Genomic DNA, 19,187 nt, shown 5'->3' with positions numbered 1-19,187 from the left:
CGGTTCCGGAATCGACGTATCCGGTCTCTCGCAAAGACGCCAGGACGCAAAGCCTCGCAAAGGAATCCCCCTTTTCCGGTTCCGGCTTTGCGAGGCTTGGCGTCTTTGCGCCTTTGCGAGAGGTAAAAACCGCCTGTTTTTTTTCTGGAGCGTCCGGATGATCCGTGTCCATCCGTGTTCATCCGTGGTTTCTCTCCGGTTTATCCGGGTTGGGCTGTAGGCTGTAGGTCCGGAGGGATCCCCATCGGTATCGGTATCGGTATCGGTATCGCAATCGGTATCGGTATCGCAATCGGTATCGCAATCGCACTCGCACTCGCAGTCGCGCTCGTGGTCGCCGTCGCGGTTGCCGTCGCTACCGTGAACGCGTTCGCTGCCGGGATCGACGGCCCCCTCGGCGACGGCAGCCCGCAGCCCTCGACCTCCTCCCTTCCCTGCGGAGTGCGGCGCGAAGGCTGCCGGAGCGCCGCTTTGACCGCGCCGCGCAGGCCGCCGGAGCGGCGCGACCCTGAAGCAACCCGCGTGTCTTCCGGAAGATCAACCAAGGGCGCGCAGGCACAAGGCTCAGGGCGCCGTGATGAGACCGAGGTGCGAAGTGACAAAGGGACCAAAGGGACAGGCCGAGCCGACACGGCTGGCGGTGCTGGTGGGGCATACGACGCAGATAGGCGATTCAGCCGTCTTCCGTTGCGAGCTTGGCGCCTTGGCGAGCGCCGACCCGGATCCTGATCTCGCCGAGGCGCAAAGACCGCAAAGAAAAACGGGGCGCCGGGAATGCGGCCAAGGGGAACGAAATCGCGCCTTCACCGGGTCGCCGCGCCTCCGGGAGGAAGCTTCCGGACTGTCTTTCCCTCCCGCTTTCTGCCTCCTTCCTCCGCCTTCTGCCTTTAGCCTTACTGGATCCTGTATTCTGGATTCTGAATCCTTCGCTAGAGTGTTTCGTGGTCGAGAAAAGAATTCCAGAGGTCCAGGGCCCGGGTTGGCGCAACGGCCTTGATGGCTCGCGCAAGCTGAAGCTTGCGCCACGACTTACGGGTCGGCCAGGGTCGTCACCTGGGACAGCCAGAGCTGCCAGCGGCGGTCCCGGAAGAGGTAGACGTCCACGAACCGCACCCGGTGCGTGAAAGGGGCGTCACCCCACGTCCCGGCCAGGTCGCCGGTCCCGGTGATGAAGCCCGCGTCCCCCACGACCCGGACGTCCAGTTCGCCGAGCGCGTACCGGCTGAGACGGACCCCGCCGGGCCCGAAGGCCGCCAGGGTCGCCTCCCGGTCCTGGGGCAACCCCCGCGGGTCGAAACCCCGGTAGTCCACGGCCAGCATTTCCCGGAGCGACGCCGTGTCCGAGGCGAACAGCGCCTCCCGGAACCGGTCGAAGGTTTGCCGCAAGCGTTCTGTTGCATCCATGAGCTCTCCTCGACGGCCTGCCCAAGACCCTCCTCCCCGATCCCGGGACAGGCCGGCCATGGGGAAAATGGCTGCCAGCGTGAAGCGGTGCCGCTCAACCCTTCGATTTCCGTTGACCCCCGGAGCGGCCGGACCCATTAAGAACACATTCTAAAGAAAAAAAATCCCGTTTTCCATGGTCATCTCGGTTGTCCCCCCACCGGGAACCGCTCCGGGAGTTCCCGTGCGCCGTCCGCTTCCGCGTCTGCGGGTTCGAGGATTTCGAGAAGAACGCCTGCCCGCAGGGCGACCTCAGGCGGTCATGATATGCTGCGGGCGGGATGCCGGCGCGAAGCGGACCATCGGGGGGGCTGAGGGCCGACCTGGACTGGCCCCCCCCTGGACGTTGGGGGCATCGAGCAGGCGCTGCACCTGGAGCACCTGACCCTGCCCAGCGCCCACCGGGCAAGGGTCGAGAGACTATCACCCGATGACAGGTCGTAGCCGCTTCCGGAGTTCGGCCATTTTTTCGAAGAATGCGTAAACAAAGTGAACCAACCGCCGGGTTGTCGGTACTAAACCGGTGAAATGGGATGGGTTTCGGACGGGGGCCGGCCGATGCGCCGGAAACGGGTCGCCCCCGGGCAAACGACGAATGGGAGACAGCGCGGATGGACCTGGACAAGCTGATTCACGACCATGGGGACCGGCTGCTCCGAGCGGCCTTTCTGCTGTGCCGCAACCCTCACGACGCCCAGGACCTGGTCCAGGAGACCTTCTGCCGGGCCATGGAAGCCGCGGGGCGCTTCCGGGGGGAGTCGGGGACCTACACCTGGCTCTACGCCATCCTCCGGAACACCTGTCTCAACCGTCGCCGCGGCCTCTTCCGGTGGTTTTCCCTCGACCGCTCGCACGACCGGGAGGACGGCCGCCCGGGACCGGGAGCGTGGGTCGAGGCGCAGGAAACCCGGGGGCTGATGGACGCCCTTCTGACCCGGCTGCCGTTTCGGCATCGGGAAGTCATCCTGCTCCGATACGTGGACGAGCTGAAGATCACCGAGATCGCCGCCACGCTCCGGGTCTCGCCCGGCACGGTGAAATCGCGCCTTCACCACGCCGTCCGCCGGCTTCAGAAAGCGTTTCCCCGGGAGAGGGTCCCGGCATTGCGGAGCCATGAGGGAGAGGAACATGCGATGTAAACACTTCCACAAAATCCTGTACGAGTTCCTGGACGGAGAACTGCCGGCGGTCGAGGCCGAGGCCGCTCGCCGTCACCTGGCGGAATGCGCGCCCTGTGCCGGGGAACTGGCGCGGGAACGGGACCTGGCCGCCAAAGTCCGCGCCGCGGCCATCCAAGCCGCCGCGGGGCTTCACTTCCGCCGCCCCGTGTCCACCCGACCGCCCCTGCCCCTTCGCCAGGGCGGATTGTCCTTCCCGACTTGGGCCGCGACTGCGGCGGCGGTCCTCCTGCTCGCCGCCACGCTCGCGCTCCGGTTGTCCTTCCCGGATGCAGGAACAGGGCCCATCGCCGCCGGCGGTGCGGGAGGAAAAGCTTCCCGCGCGACGCCCGCGGCCGCCGCCCCGCCGGTGGTGACCCAGGTCATCACCCTCGAGGACGACCTGGGGCTGGTGAACGAGACCCACTTCATCACGGAGGATGCGGACGGGACCGGAACGCACATCGTCGCCCAGCTGGGCGGCGGGCCTGAAACAGAGAACCATTCACTTCAAGGAGGTTGGTGATGAGAAAGCGAATCCTGACGGTACTGGTCCTGGCCTGCGCTCTCTGCGCGGCGGTTGCCCTGGCGGGGGAACCGGTGCGCCTCAAGGACGACGAGGCCAAAAGCATCAAGCTTCTGAAATCCGTCCCGCCGGCCTATCCCCCGGAAGCCAAAAAAGCCGGCATCCAGGGCGTCGTGAAACTGGACGCGACCGTGGACAAGACGGGGAAGGTCAGCGAGATCAAGGTGCTGGAAAGCCCGGACGACAGCCTGACGAAAGCGGCGGCCGACGCCGTGAAGCAGTGGGAGTACTCCCCCTACATCGGGAAGGACAAGAAACCCGCGGTGTTCATGATGACCGTCACCATCAAGTTCCGGCTGGAGTAGCGGGAGGGCGGTGACGCCCTCCGCAGCTGACTCGAAAGATCGCCCCCAAAATCCTGCGCGATTTGGCAACGAGTTTACTTCGAAGGAACTACGCTTTTTCCGGGACTTCGCCCGGCACCAGTCGTCCCGGGGGCTGCCGCTGCCGAGGCCGCCCCCGGCCCAGGTCCATCTTCCCTCCGGGATGAACCGGTTTCTTTCCGCGTTCCCCGCGGTTGTCACCTTTCCCGGATTCCCGCTTCCGCGACTACTCCTTCGTCAGGCAACTGGTGCAGGTCTGAACCGGGAGCGAGCAGTTGACGAAGACGTTCCCGCCGCTCGGGCAGGTGCAGTTGACCGTGGCGTCGGAGCAGTGGATGGCCGGCCAGGAGCCGAAGTCCTGGAAGGTGTTCTTCTCCGCCGCGGGGGTCCCCCCGATGGCGATAGCCAACGGTACGCCGGTGAGCGGCTGCATGAAGACCCCCTCGGAGTAGGGCGTCCCCGGCGAGAGGTCGAAGAGGTTCCCTTTCAGGGTGACATTCGTCCCGCTGCCGGTGGTGTTGCAGACCGTCACGCCCAGGTAATTGTCGGCAAAGGTGTTGTCGAGGATCGTGGCGGCACCTCCCCCCACGTAGATCCCGTTCAGGGTGTTGGATGAGAACGTGTTCCCCTGGACCGTCATGGGGGCGGTCCCGTCCCAGTTGAGCTCGAGGCCGTTGTAACCCGTCGGGCCGCGGGGCCCCCGGGTCCCGTTCCCGGAGAAGGTGTTCCCGGTCACGCCCCCGACGGACTGGAGTTCGTAGTACGCCCCGTTGGTCCCGTTGGCGCTCAACAGGTTATAGTCGAGGTAGGCGGCGGAGGTGTGGGTGACGAGGATCCCCCCGTCGTAGTTGGCGTTCACGTGGCAGAAGGCGACGGTCGCGTTGGAGTCGTCGGTGAGGACGACGCCCCGCCCGCCGTTGCCCAGCACGTTGGCCGTGTCGGTCCCGTTGGCGTTCACGGTGCTGCGGGAGAGGGAGAGGGTGACCCCGCCCTCCAGCTCGACCCCGTTGCCGATGGCGCTGCGGCTGAAGTTGCACCGGTCCGCCGTCACGGTGGAGAGGGTCCCCAGGTAATCCACGGCGATGAGGTTGTGGTGGTGGTTGTCGAGGGTGCTCACCGACTCCAGGGTCACCTCGCTGCCCAGGACGGCGATGCCGCGGCCGGGCGTGGTGCCGTCGGCGGCCGCGGCGGCGCACCGCAGGCCCCGGAGGGTGGTGGCGGGGCAGAGGTAGAGGGTGAAGGCGTCCCCCGCGGAGGGGACAATGTGGGTGGCCTTGGGGCCCGCCCCCTGGAAGCTGAGGCCGCTCCGGCTGGAAACGCTCACCCGCTCGGCGTAGTTGCCCGCCGCGATCCGGATCGTCGTGCCGGGGGCCGGGGCGGCCGCCAGCGCGGCGGCGATGGTCTTGTAGGGAGTTTTCTGCTGCCCGTTCTGGGTCCCCGAGGCCGCCGCGTTCACGAAGACGGCGTTCGCCGTGTTGTAGTACCCCGGGTGGGGCCGGTCGCCGGGGGCCCCGTACCAGCGGGTGACGTCCGCGGTGCTGTTCCGGTCGAGGTCGATGTACCACACCCCGCCGCGGAAGATGACCAGGTCCGCCACGCCGTCGTGGTTGTAGTCGAAGGCCAGGGGGATGTCCCCCGCGACCCCGCCGAAGGCGTAGATGGCGTCGAGGGTCCCGTTCAGCCCGAAGTCCGCGTACCAGAGCCCCCCCCGGTAGATGGCCCGGTCGGCGGCGCCGTCGGCGTCGAAATCCGCCACCACGGGAAGGTCCTGGGCCCCGCCGCCGAAGGCGGAGATGTGGTCGGGCACCCCGTTCTGGTCGTAGTCCAGGTACCACTCCCCCGTGTTCCGGTAGACCCCGATGTCGGCCCGGCCGTCGGCGTTGAAGTCGGCGGCCAGGGGCGTGTCGATGGACGCGCTGCCCCCGAAGATCAGGATCCGGTCCGCGACGGTGTCGTTGTAAAAGTCGAGGTACCAGGTCCCGTCCCGGTAGACGGCGAAATCCGTCAGGGTGTCCCCGTCGAAGTCCCCCGAGAGGGCCACGTCCGAGGGCACGCCATAGGCATAGGTCCGATCGGGGACCGAGTCGCCGTTGGTGTCGACGAAGATGAGCGCGTCCGCGGGGCGCCGCAGCGCGTACTCCCACGGGGGGTAGGCCGCCGCGGCGGCGGTTCCCAGCAGCGCGAGGACAGCGCCCAGGACCGAACGCCAACCCGGGGTGACCGTGCGAAGCGAAATAACCCGTCCGCTCATGGGGCCTCCTGTCCGTATTTCCAATGTTGAACTCCACCCCCATCTTCGCACGGGGGTGCGAGCTTGTCAATCGCAGGGTGACGGATGCGGCGGACGGGCCGGCAGCTTCACTTCCCGGCGGGTCCCGGGGCCAGCCGGATCGCTTCCGCGACCCGCTCGAGGCGCTGTTTCATCTGCTTGTCGGGGACGGTCCCGGAGCGGCTGAGGTAAAGGGTGTAGAGTTCCGGGACGGCCTCGGGCGCCGTCCCCCTGGGCGCCGTCCCGGGAAGGACCCGGGCGACGGCCGTCTTCCCCGCGTCGGTGAAGGGGGTCCGGGTGTAGGGGTGGCGCTCCCGCGCGGTCTCGCACCACTTCTTCCAGAGGCTCTCCGAAAGGCCCTCGCCGGGGTTCAGGTGCCTGAGGACCACGAAGTAGTTCTCGTCCTCGCTCTCCGCCACCGCCAGGCGGCGGGGCAGCCACTCCACCGCCCCGCCCTTGCGCCCAAACCCCATGCAGAGGCCGAGGGTCGCGTCCGGGCCGATCTCGAGGGTGTTCTTGTCCAGGGAAAGGGCCAGCCACCGGGTCTGCAGGGTCAGCGATTTCCCCGTGACGTAAGCGAAGCGGATATCCCGGAATCCCTCGGGGAGGGCGTCCGTCATCTGTAAAAACTCCTCCCAGTTCTTCAACTTGCCGCTGTACGGAACGTAGGTGAAATCCAGCAGGCGGCGGAGATCGTACAGCCACATTTCGACGTTGGAACTGGGAACGAACTTCCCGATGATGACCACCCCGTCCGTCGTCGGGGTGAAGTAGCCGACGAAGGCCGAGTCCGAGTACTCGAGGTGCCAGACGTTGACGGCCCACCGGCGCCCCCACCGGTCGGTGAGAGCGTCCCGCCGGACCGGGTCCCCCAGGGAGGTGATCCGGGTGTCCTGCCCGCCCAGCTTCCGGGGGAGGTTGACCCCCTGGAGGAACAGTTCCATGGTCTCCCGCGGGTTCTCCATGAGCCCCTTCAGGGACCGGCCTTCCGGCTTCATGATGTAGGTGAACAGGATCTCGGAGGCGACGGTGTAGTGGCACCGCCCCTCCCGCCCGAGGTTGGAGCCCTGGTACTTGAACTCGGTGGAGGACCACTTGTTGGTGTCCTTGTCCTTGAAGAGCACCTGGGGGAACACGCTGGTGGGGATCTCCAGGATCGCCTCGAGGGACGCGTCCCCCTCGGGGAAGATGCCGCCCTCGGGCGCGAGGAAACTTTCCATCTCCCGCTGGTAAACCGCCTGGAACTCCTTTGCGGCCCGGGCTTTGAGTTCGGCTGGGGTCAGCGGCAGGGGGACCTCGCAGCGGAACTCCTTCACCGTCGACTTCTCGGGGAGGATCGAGAACCCGAAGACCATCTTGTTGTAGTAGACCGCGGCGCCGGGCTTGATGGCCTGGAGTTCGGCCGTGGGGATCGACTGGCAGATGTTGTCCTTCCGGCTCAGCACGACCCCCAGGACCTTCCCCTCCGGGTCCACCAGCGGCCCCCCGGAGTTGCCGGGGTTCACGTCCGCGCTGCTCTTGAGCCGGACGAAAGCCCCGCTGTCCTCCTCGGGGAGGGTCCCGATGAGCTCGCCCCGGCGGATCACGATGCCCTCGCCGAGCGCGTTGCCCACGGTGTAGACCGCCCGGTTCAGCTCGTAGGTCGGGTTCAGCTCCAGCCACCGGTCGAAGGTGCGGCCCTTCACCGTGAAGCGGGCCACGTCCCGGTGCATTTCGCTGGCGGTGACCCGGTCCAGCTCGTAAACGTTCTGGTTCGCGTCGCGGATGAAGTAACGCTGCTCGGAGAGCGGGTTCTCGTCCAGCTCGAGCACGTGGTGCGCCGTGACCATCTCGTCCCGGGACACGGCGAAGGCGGTCCCGATGGAGATGTACTTGTCGTTGCGGATGGCGAAAGGGACCAGGTCCCACGGCAGTTCCCGCTCGTAACGAAGGGAGTCCTTCTCGGGGCGGAGGACCACCACCTCGAAGCAGGTGTCCTGGATCAGCTTCCGGGTCTCGGGCGTCATCTCCGTGGCGCTCTCGACGCCGGGCGCCGCGCCGGCCCCCGGGAGAGCGCCGGCCAGGAGGGCAACGAAAAGGACGATGCGAAGGGTGTTCATGGGTCCGTCCCCTGTTGGAGTGCGCCCGGCGTCGGGGCGACGGGCGGCGGTTCCCAGTATCGCAGGGAGGGCCGCCGCTGTCAACGGCCGAATCGCCCGGGGGCGCGGAGCCGGGCCGGCGCGGCCGCCGTCCGCGGGCCCTCCCGGCCCGGCCGAAAGAAAACAGTTCCCCCCCGGGGAAAATGGGGTATCATCCGGGTGTCGTCCCCGCCCGGTTTCCCAGGGGGCCAGGGCGCGACCGGTTCGGGACCTTGTCGCACGGGAGCCCGTTGTGGAGAGCGGATTGAAGATCGTCATGGGGAACCGCCTGGAGGACTTGGCCGACCGCCTGGTGAGGTCGCTCCGCGAGCACCCCCCGGCGGACCCGCTGGAACCCGAGCACGTCCTCACCCAGACCGAGGGGATGGCCCACTGGGTCACCCTCCGGGTCGCGGCGGGGTGCGATTCCGCGGCCCACCTCCGCTTCCTGACCCCGGAACGGCTCCTGGACCACCTGGCCGCCGCCCTCGAACCCCTGCCGGAGGGGCCCTCTCCCTTCGACCCCCACCTGCTGCCCTGGGCGGTGGCCGGGGCCCTGCCGGACGCCGCCGGGGCCTCCGGTGAAGCCGGGGAGACCCTCCGACTCTACCTGGGGGGCGGAACAACCGCGCCCGGGAGCGAATCCCGGCGTTTCCAACTGGCGGCGCGGGTGGCCGATCTCTTCGACCAGTACACGGTGTACCGCCCCGACGTCCTGGAGGCCTGGGAATCGGGCCGGACCACGGGCGACGACGGCGGCCACGAAGTCTGGCAGGCGGCCCTGTGGCGCGAAGTCCGGCGGCGGGCCGCCGACGCCGTCCCGCGCCACCTCCGGGCCCGCCGGGTGATCGAGAGGCTCCGCGCGTCTCCCCCGGGCGCCGTCCCCGGCCTCCCGGGCCGGCTCTCGGCCATCGGGGTCTCCACCCTCCCGCCCCTCTTCGTCGAACTCCTGGACGCCCTGGGGCGGCACCTCCCCGTCACCGCCCACCTGCTGAACCCCAGCCGGGACTACTGGCTCGACCTGCTCACCCCCCCCGAGCGTCGCCGCCTGATCCGGCGAAACGCCGGGGAAGACGAGGCGCTGCTGCACCTCGAGGCGGGCAACCCGCTCCTGGCGTCCCTCGGGCGGACCACCCGCGATTTCCTGGGGCTGCTCCCGCACGACGCCCTCTTCGACCAGTCCGCGGAGTGCTGGGCCGACCCGGCCGGCGAAGCCCCCGCCCCGCTCCTCGCCGCCCTGCAGGCGGACATCCTGGAGAACCGCCGCCCGGACGGCGGCGCCGGGCCCGCCCTCCCGGGGCCCGGGTGCGCCGGGTCCCTCCGCCTGGCCGTCTGCCGCTCCCCCCGCCGGGAAGTGGAGGTCCTGCACGACCACCTGCTCCGCCTCTTCGAGGAGACGGCCGGCCTCGAGCCCCGGGACGTGGTGGTGATGACCCCCGACGTGGAAATCTTCGCACCCCTGGTGGAGGCCGTCTTCGGGGCCTCCGCCCTGCCGGGGGCGCCCGGGGAGCCCGTCGGCGACGCCGGAGGGAACTCCCCGCACCTCCCCTTCACGCTGGCCGACCGCCCCGTCCGGAAGGAGAACGCGGTGGCCGAAGCCCTGGGCGACTTCCTGGAAGCGGCCGAGGGCCGGCTGGACCTCCCCGCCGTGTGGGACCTCTTCGAACTGGTCCCTGTCCAGGCCCGGTTCCCCGTGGCGGAAGAGGCCCGGGCAAGGCTTCGGGAGCGCCTGGCTCAGACCGGCGTCCGCTGGGGCCTCGACGGGGCGTTCAAGAAGGACCGCTTCGGGGTGCCGGACGACCCGGCTCACACCTGGCGCTTCGGCCTGGACCGGCTGATGCTGGGGTGGGTGATGGGGGGCAGCTCGGGGCCGGGCGCCGAAACGCCGTCGCCGGAGGAGGGGGGGCCGCCGATGTTCGCGGGCATCCTGCCGGACGACCGGGCGGCGGGCCTGGACGCCGGGGCCCTGGGGGCCTTCGTCGAGTTCATGTCCCGCCTGGAGGGGTTCGTGGAGGCGGTCCGAACGCCCCGGACGCTCGCCGCCTGGGCCGCCTTCCTCCGGGAGGGCCTGCTGGGCGCCTTTTTCGACCCGGACCCGGCCGGGGAGAGCGCCGCCTGGGTGGACGAGGAGATCGACCGCCTGGCCGAGGGGGAAACGGTGGCGGGTTTCCGGGAGGCAATCCCCTTCCCGGTGCTCCGGGACCACTTCCGGGGTGCGCTGAACGCCGTCGTCTCCACGGCCGGCTACCTGCGCGGCGGGATCACCTTCTGCACCCTCAAGCCGCTCCGGAGCGTCCCCTTCCGCGTGGTCTGCCTCCTGGGGATGGACCACGATGCCTTCCCCCGCCGAACGCCCGCACCCGGCTTCAACCTGGCGGCGGCCCGCCCGCGGCCGGGCGACCGGGACCCCCGGGAAACGGACCGGCACCTTTTCTTCGAGACGCTCCTCTCGGCCCGGGACCACCTCTACGTCAGCTGGACCGGCTTCGGGGTCTCCGACGGCCGGGAACGCCTGCCGTCGTCGGTGGTGAGCGAGTTGATCGACACGCTCCGCCTCTACCTCCCGGGGCCCCCTGCCGACGCCGCCGTCGAGGGGTACGCCGCGCTCCCGCCGTCGGTGTGCACCGTGCACCCCCTTCACCCCTTCAGCCGGGCCTACTTCGACGGGTCGGACCCGGAACTGTTCAGCTACTCCGCCGAAAACCTCGAGGCGGCCCGGGCGGAAGGGTGCACCCGGGGGCAGCCGACCGGCCGTAAAGACCCCGGGGAGCCCGCCTCCCCCGGGACGTTCCACCGTTTCGCCCCCCTGCCCTCCCCGGACCCCGCCCTGCTGGGCCCCGACGTCGTCCGTTTCGCCCGTTTTTTCAAGGACCCCTGCGCCTTTTTGCTGAGGGAACGCCTGGGCACGCGCCTGGAGGAGGCGGAGGAGGAGCGCCTGGAGGAGGAACCGTTCAGCCTGGGCAGACTGGGGAAATACCAGGTCCAGGAAGAGATCCTGTCGACCCTCCGGTCGGGGTCGGGTTTCCGCTCCGACCTGCTGCGGGCGGCCGGGAAACTCCCCCCGGGCGGGCCGGGCACGATCGAGGGCCGGGAGCTTCACCGCGAAGCCGACGCCATGTTCCTCCGGTTCGCCGAGGTCGCGGGGGCCTCCCCCGGCTCCGCCCCGGAGACGGTCCCCGTGGACCTGCGCGGGTTGGGCGCGGAGGGACGCGTGTCCGTCGGCGGGTTCGTGGACGGCGTCTGGGGCCGGCGGCGGGTGGTCTGCCGGCCGTCCAAGGCCCACGGCGAGACCCTGGCGGAACTCTGGGTTCACCACCTGGCGCTCTGTTGCCGGGAGGCCGCGGACGAGAGCCACTACATCGGCCCCGGGGGCGAGGGCTTTTCCCTTGCCGCCGTCGGGGGCGACGAGGCCCGTGAACGGCTGTCGGACCTGGCGGACCTCTACCTCGAGGGCCTGCGAAGGGCCGTCCCCTTCTTCGCGAAACCCGCGTGGGAGTACGTGAAGGGCCTTCGCGCGAACGGGCCGGACGATTTCCCCGGCCTGGGGTCCGACGAAGACCTGCGGGCCCTGGGCGGGGCGTCCAGAGAGTGGTACGCCAATTTCATAAACCAGCCGCCGACCGGGATCTGGACCTACCGCCCGGCCCTTCGCCTCGTCTTCCGGGACGGGGGGACGGGCCTTCTGGACCCCGACCGGGAACCCGAGACCGCGAACGAGTTCCGCGTCCTCGCCCGGCGGTTCTTCGGGCCGGTCCTCCCCCTGCTCGCCGGGAAGAAGGCCGCCGGGAAAGGGGGGAAATCATGACCCCGCCCCGCCCGGCGAACGACTTCGACCCGACGGCGGTCCCCCTCGAGGGGACCCAGCTCGTCAACGCCTCGGCGGGGACGGGCAAGACCCACGGCCTCGCCCTGCTCGTTCTCCGCGTCCTCCTGGAGACCCCCTGGACGGACCGCGAGCGGGAGAACCCGCTCCGGCACGTCCTGGCCGTCACCTACACCAAGGCGGCCACCGCCGAGCTGGGGGAGAGGGTCCGCCGCTTCGTCCGGCGCGCGCTGGCCGCCCTGGCGGACCCCCCCGGCGCCGACGCGGGGGACCCGGTCCGGGCGCTGGTTTTGCGGGCCCGGGACCGCGCCCCCGGCGCCGGCCGGACCCTCGGGAACATCCTGGAAGCCGCCCTCATGGGCTTCGACGAGGCGGCCGTCCACACCATTCACAGTTTCTGCCAGCTCGTGCTCCGCGAGTACGCCTTCGAGTCGGGCACGCGCTTCGACGCCGAGCTGGCCCCCGACCCCGCCCCCCTCCTGCGCGAGGTCGTCCTCGACTTCTGGCGCCGGGAAGTGGCCTCCGCCCCCCTGCCCGTGGCCGCGGCCGTCGCGAAATGGGGCAAGGTCTCGCCGGACGATCTCCTGGGCTTCCTGGCCTCGACCCTGAACCACCCCGACCTCGAGGTGCGGGGACCGGCGTGGGACCCGAAAGCGATCCTGGCCGCACGGCACCAGCTGGACGCCTACTGGAAGGCCAACCGGGAGGCTTGCTGCGAACGCTACCGCCGGGAAAAAACCCTGAGCAAGTTCAGCAGCCTGGGCGAAGACAAAGTCGCCGCGTTCGCGGGGCTGGTCGACCGCCTGGTCGAGGACTGCCTGCCCAACAAGGGGCTGTTCAGCGTCCTCGAGGGAAAGACCTTCTCGGACGCCTCCCTGAAGGCGGAAATCGAAGCGTTCGGCCAGGCAATGGCGTCCGCCGGCCCCGCGCTCCGGAAAGGGCTCTGGCACTTCGCCGGACAGGAGTTTCCCCGCCGCAAGGAGGGACGGAACCTGCTGCACTACGGCGACCTGCTCACCCGGCTCCGGGACGTCCTGCGCCGGGGGGACGCCGCGTCCCGGTCGCTCCGGGACGCCGTCCGCCGGCGTTACCGCGCCGTCTTCGTGGACGAGTTCCAGGACACCGACCCGGTGCAGTACGAGATCTTCCGCCGCCTCTTTGCCGGGGGGGCGGCCCCCGTCTTCTTCATCGGCGACCCGAAGCAGTCCATCTACCGCTTCCGGGGGGCCGACATCGAGGCCTACCTGCACGCCGAGCACCACGCCGCGGCGACGTGGACCCTGCGGGAAAACCGGCGGTCCACCGAGGCCTTCGTCGCGGCGTGCAACCGGCTCTACGCCCCCCCGCCCGCGGAAACGGCCCCAGAACCCGGCGCGCAAGGCTCGGGGTGGCTCCCGTTCGGCTCGCCCCGGATCGGCTACGAACCGGTCGCCGCCCGGGGCGCGAGGGCGGCTGAAGGCCTCTGGAGCGCGGAGGGCCCGTGCCCCCCCCTGGTCGTCTGGCACCTCGGGAACCGGGATGCCGTCACCCGGAAGGAGGATCGGGAGAGGCTCGTCGTGCGGGCGATCGGGGAAGAGATCGCCGCGCTGACCAGCGGCTCGCACACGCTCCCCGACCCGTCGCGGCCCGGCGGGCGGAGGGCGGTCCACCCCGGGGACGTCGCGGTCCTCGTCAGGGCCCACTACCAGGGGGAACAGGTGCGCCGGGAACTGGCCCGCCGGGGGATCGCGGCGGTCCAGGGCCGGTCTGCCGGCGTCTTCGGCACCGCCGAGGCGACGGAACTCCTTCTCCTCCTCTCCGCCGTCGCCGACCCGACGTCCCCCGGGCTGGTCCGGACCGCCCTCCTCACCTCGCTGATGGGTGTGACGGTTCCGGAACAGGGGGCCTTCGACGAGGGCGGGACCGCCTGGGAAACGTGGCTGCTCCGTTTTCACGCCTGGAACCGCCTCTGGCGACGGCAGGGGTTCGGCGCGCTGGCCGAGGCGCTCACCACGGGGGCCGGGGTCCGCCGGCGGCTGCTGGGGCGCGACGACGCCCTCCGGCGGGTGACCAACCTGACCCACCTGCTGGACCTGCTGCAGTCGCGGGCCGGGGTGTTCGACCGGCGCCCGGGCGAGATGCTGGCCCTCCTGGACCGCTGGGTGTCCGGTGGGAAAGTCGACAACGGGGACGAGGAAGCCCAACTCCGGCTCGAGAGCGACGCGCAGGCCGTCCGGGTCCTCACCGTCTTCGTGGCCAAGGGACTGGAGTTCCCCGTCGTGTTCAGCCCGTTCCACTCCAGGGACGCCGACCGTGCCGAGGAGGAGAGCCTCTATCACGCCCCGGCGGTCCCCGGGGGAATCCCCGGCCTCGTCCTGGACCTGGCGGGCGGCGGCGCGGAGCAGGCGGCATCGGAGCGGTGGGAGGAGGACCTCCGCCTGTTCTACGTCGCCGTGACCCGGGCCGTCTACCGGGCCTACCTCTATTATTCGGACAACCCGGAAGACCCGGCGGGGAGTGGAAACAAGCGGTCCGCCGAGCGCCACATGCTCGGGGATTGCCGGGAACGCTTCGCGGGCTGCGACAAACTCGCGGAACTCCGGCCCATCCGTGACCCGGCCCCGGCGGTCGTCACGGCTCCCGGGGGGGAAGCCGCGCCCCCCCCGGTCGGTCTCGCCCGCCGGTCCTTCCAGGGAAAGGTAGACACCCGGTGGGGGGTCTACAGCTTCACCCGCCTGTCGCACAGCGTCGAACACCGGGAACCGCCCCGGCCGGTCGCGGCCGCGGGGGCGGGGGCCGACCCGGGAGCGGAGGGCCTGTTCGCCTTCCCCGGCGGGGAGGCCGCCGGGTCGGCCCTGCACAAGGTCCTGGAGGGGGTTTCCTGGGACCTCGGCGCCGACGGGATCGAGGCGGCGGCGCGCCCGATCCTGGAACGCTTCGGACTCGCCCGCCGCGACGACGGCGAGGACTGGGCGCCCCTCGTGGCCCGGACCCTGGAGGGCGTGCTCCGCACCGACCTGGCCGCCGGCCGCGTGCCGCCGGGCCTGGCGGGTGAAGGGACCGGGCCCTTCCGCCTCTGCGACATCCCCGCCCGGGACCGGGTCGCCGAGATGACGTTCCACTTTCCCCTGGGCCTCAAGCGCCTGGCCGACCTCCTCGGCGGGTCCGGCCTGAAGGCCCGGCCCGGAGACGACGACGGGGTCCGGGGGCTCCTCTCCGGCGCCATCGACGCCGTGTTCCGCCGGGGCGGGCGGTACTACGTCCTGGACTGGAAGTCGAACCGTTTGGGTTCCCGTCCGGAAGACTACGCCGAAGCCGCCCTGGAAACCGCCATGGTCGAGCACGGCTACACCCTCCAGCGCGACCTCTACGCCCTCGCCCTGCACCGGCACCTCCGGGCCCGGCTCGGCGGGGCCTACGACCCGGGCCGGCACGTCGGCGGCGTTTTCTATCTCTTCCTCCGGGGAATGGCCCCCGGCCGGCGGGAGGGCATCCTCTTTCGCCGCTGCGACGGCGCGGACCTCCAGCGTCTCGACGCCCTCTACGGGAGCGCGTGATGGCAGGCACCCCCCCACCCCAGGCCTTCCGGCCGGCCCCCGGGCGCCGGGAAGCCCCCGATCCGGGGCCGGCGGCACCCGCTCCCCCGATGGACCCGGACGGCCAAAACGCCGCCGCCACGGTCCCCGGCTCACCCCCCGGCGCCGTCCCCCGGCCGGGGGAGGGTCCCGCGACGGCCCCGTCAGACCTGGACACCCACCTGGCGCGGTTCCTCGGCCGACTCGCGGGAGAGGCCGCCGGCACCCGGCTGGAGCGCGTGGTGGAGCGGCTCTCGTCCCGGCTGCGGGACGGCCACGTCTGCCTCGACCTGTCCGACGCCGAGGCCATGGCGGACCTCCCCGAGGCCGGCGACGCCGTCCGCTGGGCCGGTTTCCTGGAAAACCTGCCGGTGGTGGGCGGCCCGGGCGACCACCGGCCGCTGATCCTGTCCCCGCCCCGCCTCTACTTCCACCGCTTCTGGCGCTGCGAACGCCTGGCGGCGGACCGTCTCCGCGAACTGGCCTCCCGTGGCGGCCAGCCCTTCCCCGGGGAGATCCGGCCCGACTTCGACGCCCTGTTCCCTCCCCCCGTCGGCCCGGGAGCGGAGCCCGATCGCCAGCGCCTGGCGGCCTTCGCCGCCCTGACCCGGCCGCTGGTGGTGGTCTCCGGGGGGCCGGGCACCGGCAAGACCACCACCCTGGCGCGCCTGCTCTACCTCCTGTTCCGGCTGGAGCCATCCCTGGTCGTCCGCCTGGCGGCCCCCTCCGGCAAGGCCGCCAACCGGATCCAGGAAGCGGTCCGGGAGGCCGCGGACCACATCGAGCGGACCCTGGGGGAGCGGGCCCGCCCCGAGCCTCTGGCCCGCCTGAGGGATTTGCAGGGGGCCACCCTCCACCGGCTCCTGGGGATCGACCCGGGGACCGGCCTGGCGAAACGACACGCCCGATCGCCGCTGGACTGCGGGCTGGTGGCGGTGGACGAGGCCTCCATGATGGACCTGTGCACCCTCGCCGCCCTCCTGGACGCCCTCCCCGCCGGCGCGCGGCTGGCCCTGCTGGGGGACCGGGACCAGCTGGCCTCCGTGGAGGCGGGGGCCGTCCTGGCGGAGATCGCGGCGGGATTGGAACCGGGTGGGGATCGCCCCGGCAAGCCGGGGACCGCCGGGCGGGAACCGGGCGGGCCCCCGGCTCCCGGGCCCCTCTCCCCGGGTTCGGAAGGCCTGGCGGCGGGAAGCCTCGTGGTCCTGCGCCGGAGCCACCGGTTCCACGAGGACTCCGGCATCGGCCGGCTGGCCCGGGCGGTGAACGCGGGGGCCGGCCGGGACGAACTGGGGGAGGTCCTCGCCCACCCCGACGTCACCCCCATGGTGAACTGGCGCCCGCTCCCGCCACCCGGCGGGCTGGAGGCCGCCCTCGCCGACGTCGTTCTCGACGGGTATGCCGCCTGCCTCGGGGAAAGGCGGATCGACGACGCCCTGGCGGTGTTGTCCCGCTTCAGGCTCCTCGGGGCCGTCCGGGAGGGGCCCTTCGGGGTCCTCGCCCTGAACGGGCTGGTGGAGGGCATCCTCCGGAAAGCCGGCCGCCTGGTCCCGTCGGAGGGTCACTACGACAACCGCCTGGTCATGGTGACGGAAAACAGCTACGCGATGCGGTTGTTCAACGGGGACATCGGTTTGGTCCGGCGTGGGCCCGGCGGAACGTTCCGCGTGTACTTCCCCGCCCCCGGGGAGGCGGGCAGGACCGACTGCCTTTCCGGAGAGGCGGACGGGACCGGCTGCCGCCCCGTGGTGCCGGCCCTGCTCCCCGGCCACGAGACGGCCTTCGCCCTGACGGTCCACAAGAGCCAGGGCTCGGAGTTCGACCACGTCCTCCTGGTCCTCCCGGACCGGGCCGGGCCGGTGCTGACCCGGGAACTGGTGTACACGGGCATCACCCGGGCGAGGAAGCGGGTCACCCTCCTCGCCGACCTCGACGTCCTCGCCACGGCGGTTTCCCGCCGCGTCCGCCGCGCCATGGGCCTCGCGGACAACCTCCGTTCGTAAGCGCCACGTTCGTCAAAGCGCCTGCGTGTGTCGCATGCTCCGTCAGGGCCGCCTGCCGCGCCGGCTTAGCCTGTCCCTTGGGTCCTTTTGGTCCTTTAGGTCCCTTTGTCCCTTTGCGCCCCGGTTTCATCACGGCGCCTTCTTGCCTGCGAGAAGCTCGGCACCATCCGCTTAATGTCTTCGCCACGCGCTCCGTGGCCCGGCATCTCCGGGTGCAGCCTTCCGGGGAGTTCAGGCCGGGAAAACCCGCCCCGAAGGCGGCGGGAGCAAAGCGTTCTTCCCAATGGTTGATGCGTTCGCAAAAAGTCGGGAAACGAAGGGATAAGTGTATGTAAAGCCTTTGGTTGAGCCATCGCCCGGAAGGTGATGGCACTACGAAGCCCGGGCTTCCTCCTCGCGGAGGGGGATCCAGAAGAGCAGAACCATGGAGGGGATGGTGGCGAAGAACCCCAGGATGTAGAAGTTGACGTAGCCCATGCTCTCCACCATCCGGCCGCCGAACCCCCCGAAGAGCACGGAGGCCAGTGACCAGATGGCGCTGCCCACGGCAAAGTGGGTGGCCTTGTACTCCGGTTTGCAGAGCCGCATGACGTAGATGATCAGGACGGCGTTCCCCAGCCCGTTGGCGAGGTTCTCGTAACCGTGGATCAGCGCGATCAGGAACACCCCCCAGCTGTCCGCCGGGGAGGGCTTGGTCCAGGCCAGCCAGATGTAAGCCCAGATGTTCAGGTTCATCAGGAGGGTGAGGGGCCAGATGGTCCGCTTCAGCCCCCACTGCTTGATGATCCAGGCGCCCAGCATGGACCCCGCGACGATCCCCACCGTCCCCACGATCCCGGAGATCCAGGAGAACTGGGCCTTGGAGAGCCCGATTTCCCGCATCAGGAACGGTGTGACCATGCAGAAGATGATCTCGTCGCCGATCTTGTACAGGATGATGAAGACCAGCGCCAGGGCGATGCGCTCCTGCCGGAGGAAGGTCAGGAACGCCTCGCCGAACCGGGACACGGCCTGGCGGCAGGACGGGCGGTCGCCGGTTCGGACCGTCTCGAAGCGGGGGATGCAGAACAGGTGGAACACGGCGAAGACCAGCAGGGTCAGCCCGCCGGCCCCGAACGCCCAGAACCAGGGCGCGTAGGGGCCCGCCCCGGCGTTGGCCGCGGCGGCCCAGGCGGCCACGGCAACCAGCAGGCTCCGGACGTAGGGGACCGAGAGCCGCCAGGTCAGGATGCGATGGCCGGACCACGCCGCCTGCTCCTTCTTGTCGGTGAGCCCCTCCAGGTAGTACGCATCGATGGCGATGTCGTTGGTGGCCGCCAAAAACCCCATGGCGATGAAGAGGCCCGACGCAACCAGGAGGTAGGGCGCGGGGTCGCCGGCCGGCGGGATCAGCAGGTTCAGCCCCGCCAGCGCGAAGGTGGCCAGGGCGAGCAGGAACTGGACGGCCACGAGCCAGGCGCGCTTGGTGAAGAAGAGGTCCACGAGAGGCGCCCAGGCCCACTTGAAGTTCCACGGGATCCCGAGGAAGTTCAGGTAGCCGATGTAGCGTTCCTTCACGCCGATGTCGGTAAAGTAGACCGAGGAGAGGGCCCGGACGATCATGTAGGGGAGGCCCTCGATGAAGTAGGTGCTCCCGACCCACCAGACCGGCTTCATCTGCCGCCTCGCCTGCTTCCCGGCCGTCCCGTCGGCCCGGTCGGCCTCACCCATGGTCATGCCGCCTCCCCGCGCGAACGTGTCCGAACCAAGGTAACCGCGCCCCCGGGAGGAGTCAAGGGATTTCCCTCACCCCGTACGCGCGCCGAGCCGAGGCGCGCGCCAGCGTCAGGCCACCCCTTTCCGCCCCCTTCTCCACCCTCCCCCCCATTCCTCCCGCACCCCCACCGCCGGGCTCGGCTCGCCCGGCGTACCC

10 protein-coding genes are annotated in these 19,187 nt (G+C 70.5%); 6 read left to right on the top strand and 4 right to left on the bottom strand.

Annotation, left to right across the window (positions count from 1 at the left end; translation table 11 throughout):
* Positions 1–1,029: 1,029 nt before the first annotated feature.
* Positions 1,030–1,404, bottom strand: a complete 375-nt coding sequence (locus tag KA419_19985; GenBank protein MBP7868216.1) for a nuclear transport factor 2 family protein — start codon at positions 1,402–1,404, stop codon at positions 1,030–1,032.
* A 650-nt stretch (positions 1,405–2,054) separates the two neighbouring features.
* Here KA419_19985 and KA419_19980 point away from each other — a divergent pair.
* From KA419_19980 to KA419_19970, 3 genes are read left to right on the top strand one after another with little or no spacing between them, the layout of a single operon-like run.
* Positions 2,055–2,582, top strand: coding sequence for an RNA polymerase sigma factor (locus KA419_19980; GenBank protein MBP7868215.1), 528 nt, complete (start codon positions 2,055–2,057; stop codon positions 2,580–2,582).
* A complete protein-coding gene (locus tag KA419_19975) occupies positions 2,572–3,126 on the top strand; it encodes a zf-HC2 domain-containing protein (GenBank protein ID MBP7868214.1) in 555 nt (184 codons plus the stop codon). The genes KA419_19980 and KA419_19975 overlap by 11 nt, the downstream gene beginning before the upstream one ends.
* Positions 3,126–3,491, top strand: coding sequence for an energy transducer TonB (locus KA419_19970; protein ID MBP7868213.1), 366 nt, complete (start codon positions 3,126–3,128; stop codon positions 3,489–3,491). Before KA419_19975 ends, KA419_19970 begins: the two co-directional genes overlap by 1 nt.
* A gap of 244 nt (positions 3,492–3,735) precedes the next feature.
* Here KA419_19970 and KA419_19965 read toward each other — a convergent pair whose 3' ends face one another.
* Positions 3,736–5,760, bottom strand: a complete 2,025-nt coding sequence (locus KA419_19965) for a right-handed parallel beta-helix repeat-containing protein (GenBank protein ID MBP7868212.1) — start codon at positions 5,758–5,760, stop codon at positions 3,736–3,738.
* Positions 5,761–5,867: 107 nt separating this feature from the next.
* Complete coding sequence (locus tag KA419_19960) at positions 5,868–7,877, bottom strand: trypsin-like peptidase domain-containing protein (protein ID MBP7868211.1); 2,010 nt, start codon at positions 7,875–7,877, stop codon at positions 5,868–5,870.
* Between the two features lie 283 nt (positions 7,878–8,160).
* Between KA419_19960 and recC the strand changes: the two genes are divergently transcribed.
* Genes recC through recD form a run of 3 tightly spaced genes read left to right on the top strand, consistent with a single transcriptional unit; the run spans position 8,161 to position 17,275 of the window.
* Complete coding sequence (gene recC / locus KA419_19955; GenBank protein ID MBP7868210.1) at positions 8,161–11,700, top strand: exodeoxyribonuclease V subunit gamma; 3,540 nt, start codon at positions 8,161–8,163, stop codon at positions 11,698–11,700.
* The gene (locus KA419_19950) at positions 11,697–15,254 is read left to right on the top strand and encodes a UvrD-helicase domain-containing protein (GenBank protein ID MBP7868209.1); all 3,558 of its coding nucleotides are present in this window, start codon (positions 11,697–11,699) and stop codon (positions 15,252–15,254) included. The genes recC and KA419_19950 overlap by 4 nt, the downstream gene beginning before the upstream one ends.
* Positions 15,254–17,275, top strand: coding sequence for an exodeoxyribonuclease V subunit alpha (gene recD / locus KA419_19945; protein MBP7868208.1), 2,022 nt, complete (start codon positions 15,254–15,256; stop codon positions 17,273–17,275). The genes KA419_19950 and recD overlap by 1 nt, the downstream gene beginning before the upstream one ends.
* Positions 17,276–17,647: 372 nt before the next feature.
* Here recD and KA419_19940 read toward each other — a convergent pair whose 3' ends face one another.
* Positions 17,648–18,991 (bottom strand): MFS transporter, encoded by a 1,344-nt coding sequence (locus KA419_19940; GenBank protein ID MBP7868207.1) that lies wholly within the window; start codon positions 18,989–18,991, stop codon positions 17,648–17,650.
* Positions 18,992–19,187 lie beyond the last annotated feature (196 nt).

The organism is Acidobacteriota bacterium (genome assembly GCA_018001935.1).
Taxonomy (GTDB): domain Bacteria; phylum Acidobacteriota; class JAAYUB01; order JAAYUB01; family JAAYUB01; genus JAGNHB01.
Note: the sequence above shows the minus strand (reverse complement) of the source record. Positions and strands in the feature narration are given on the sequence as shown.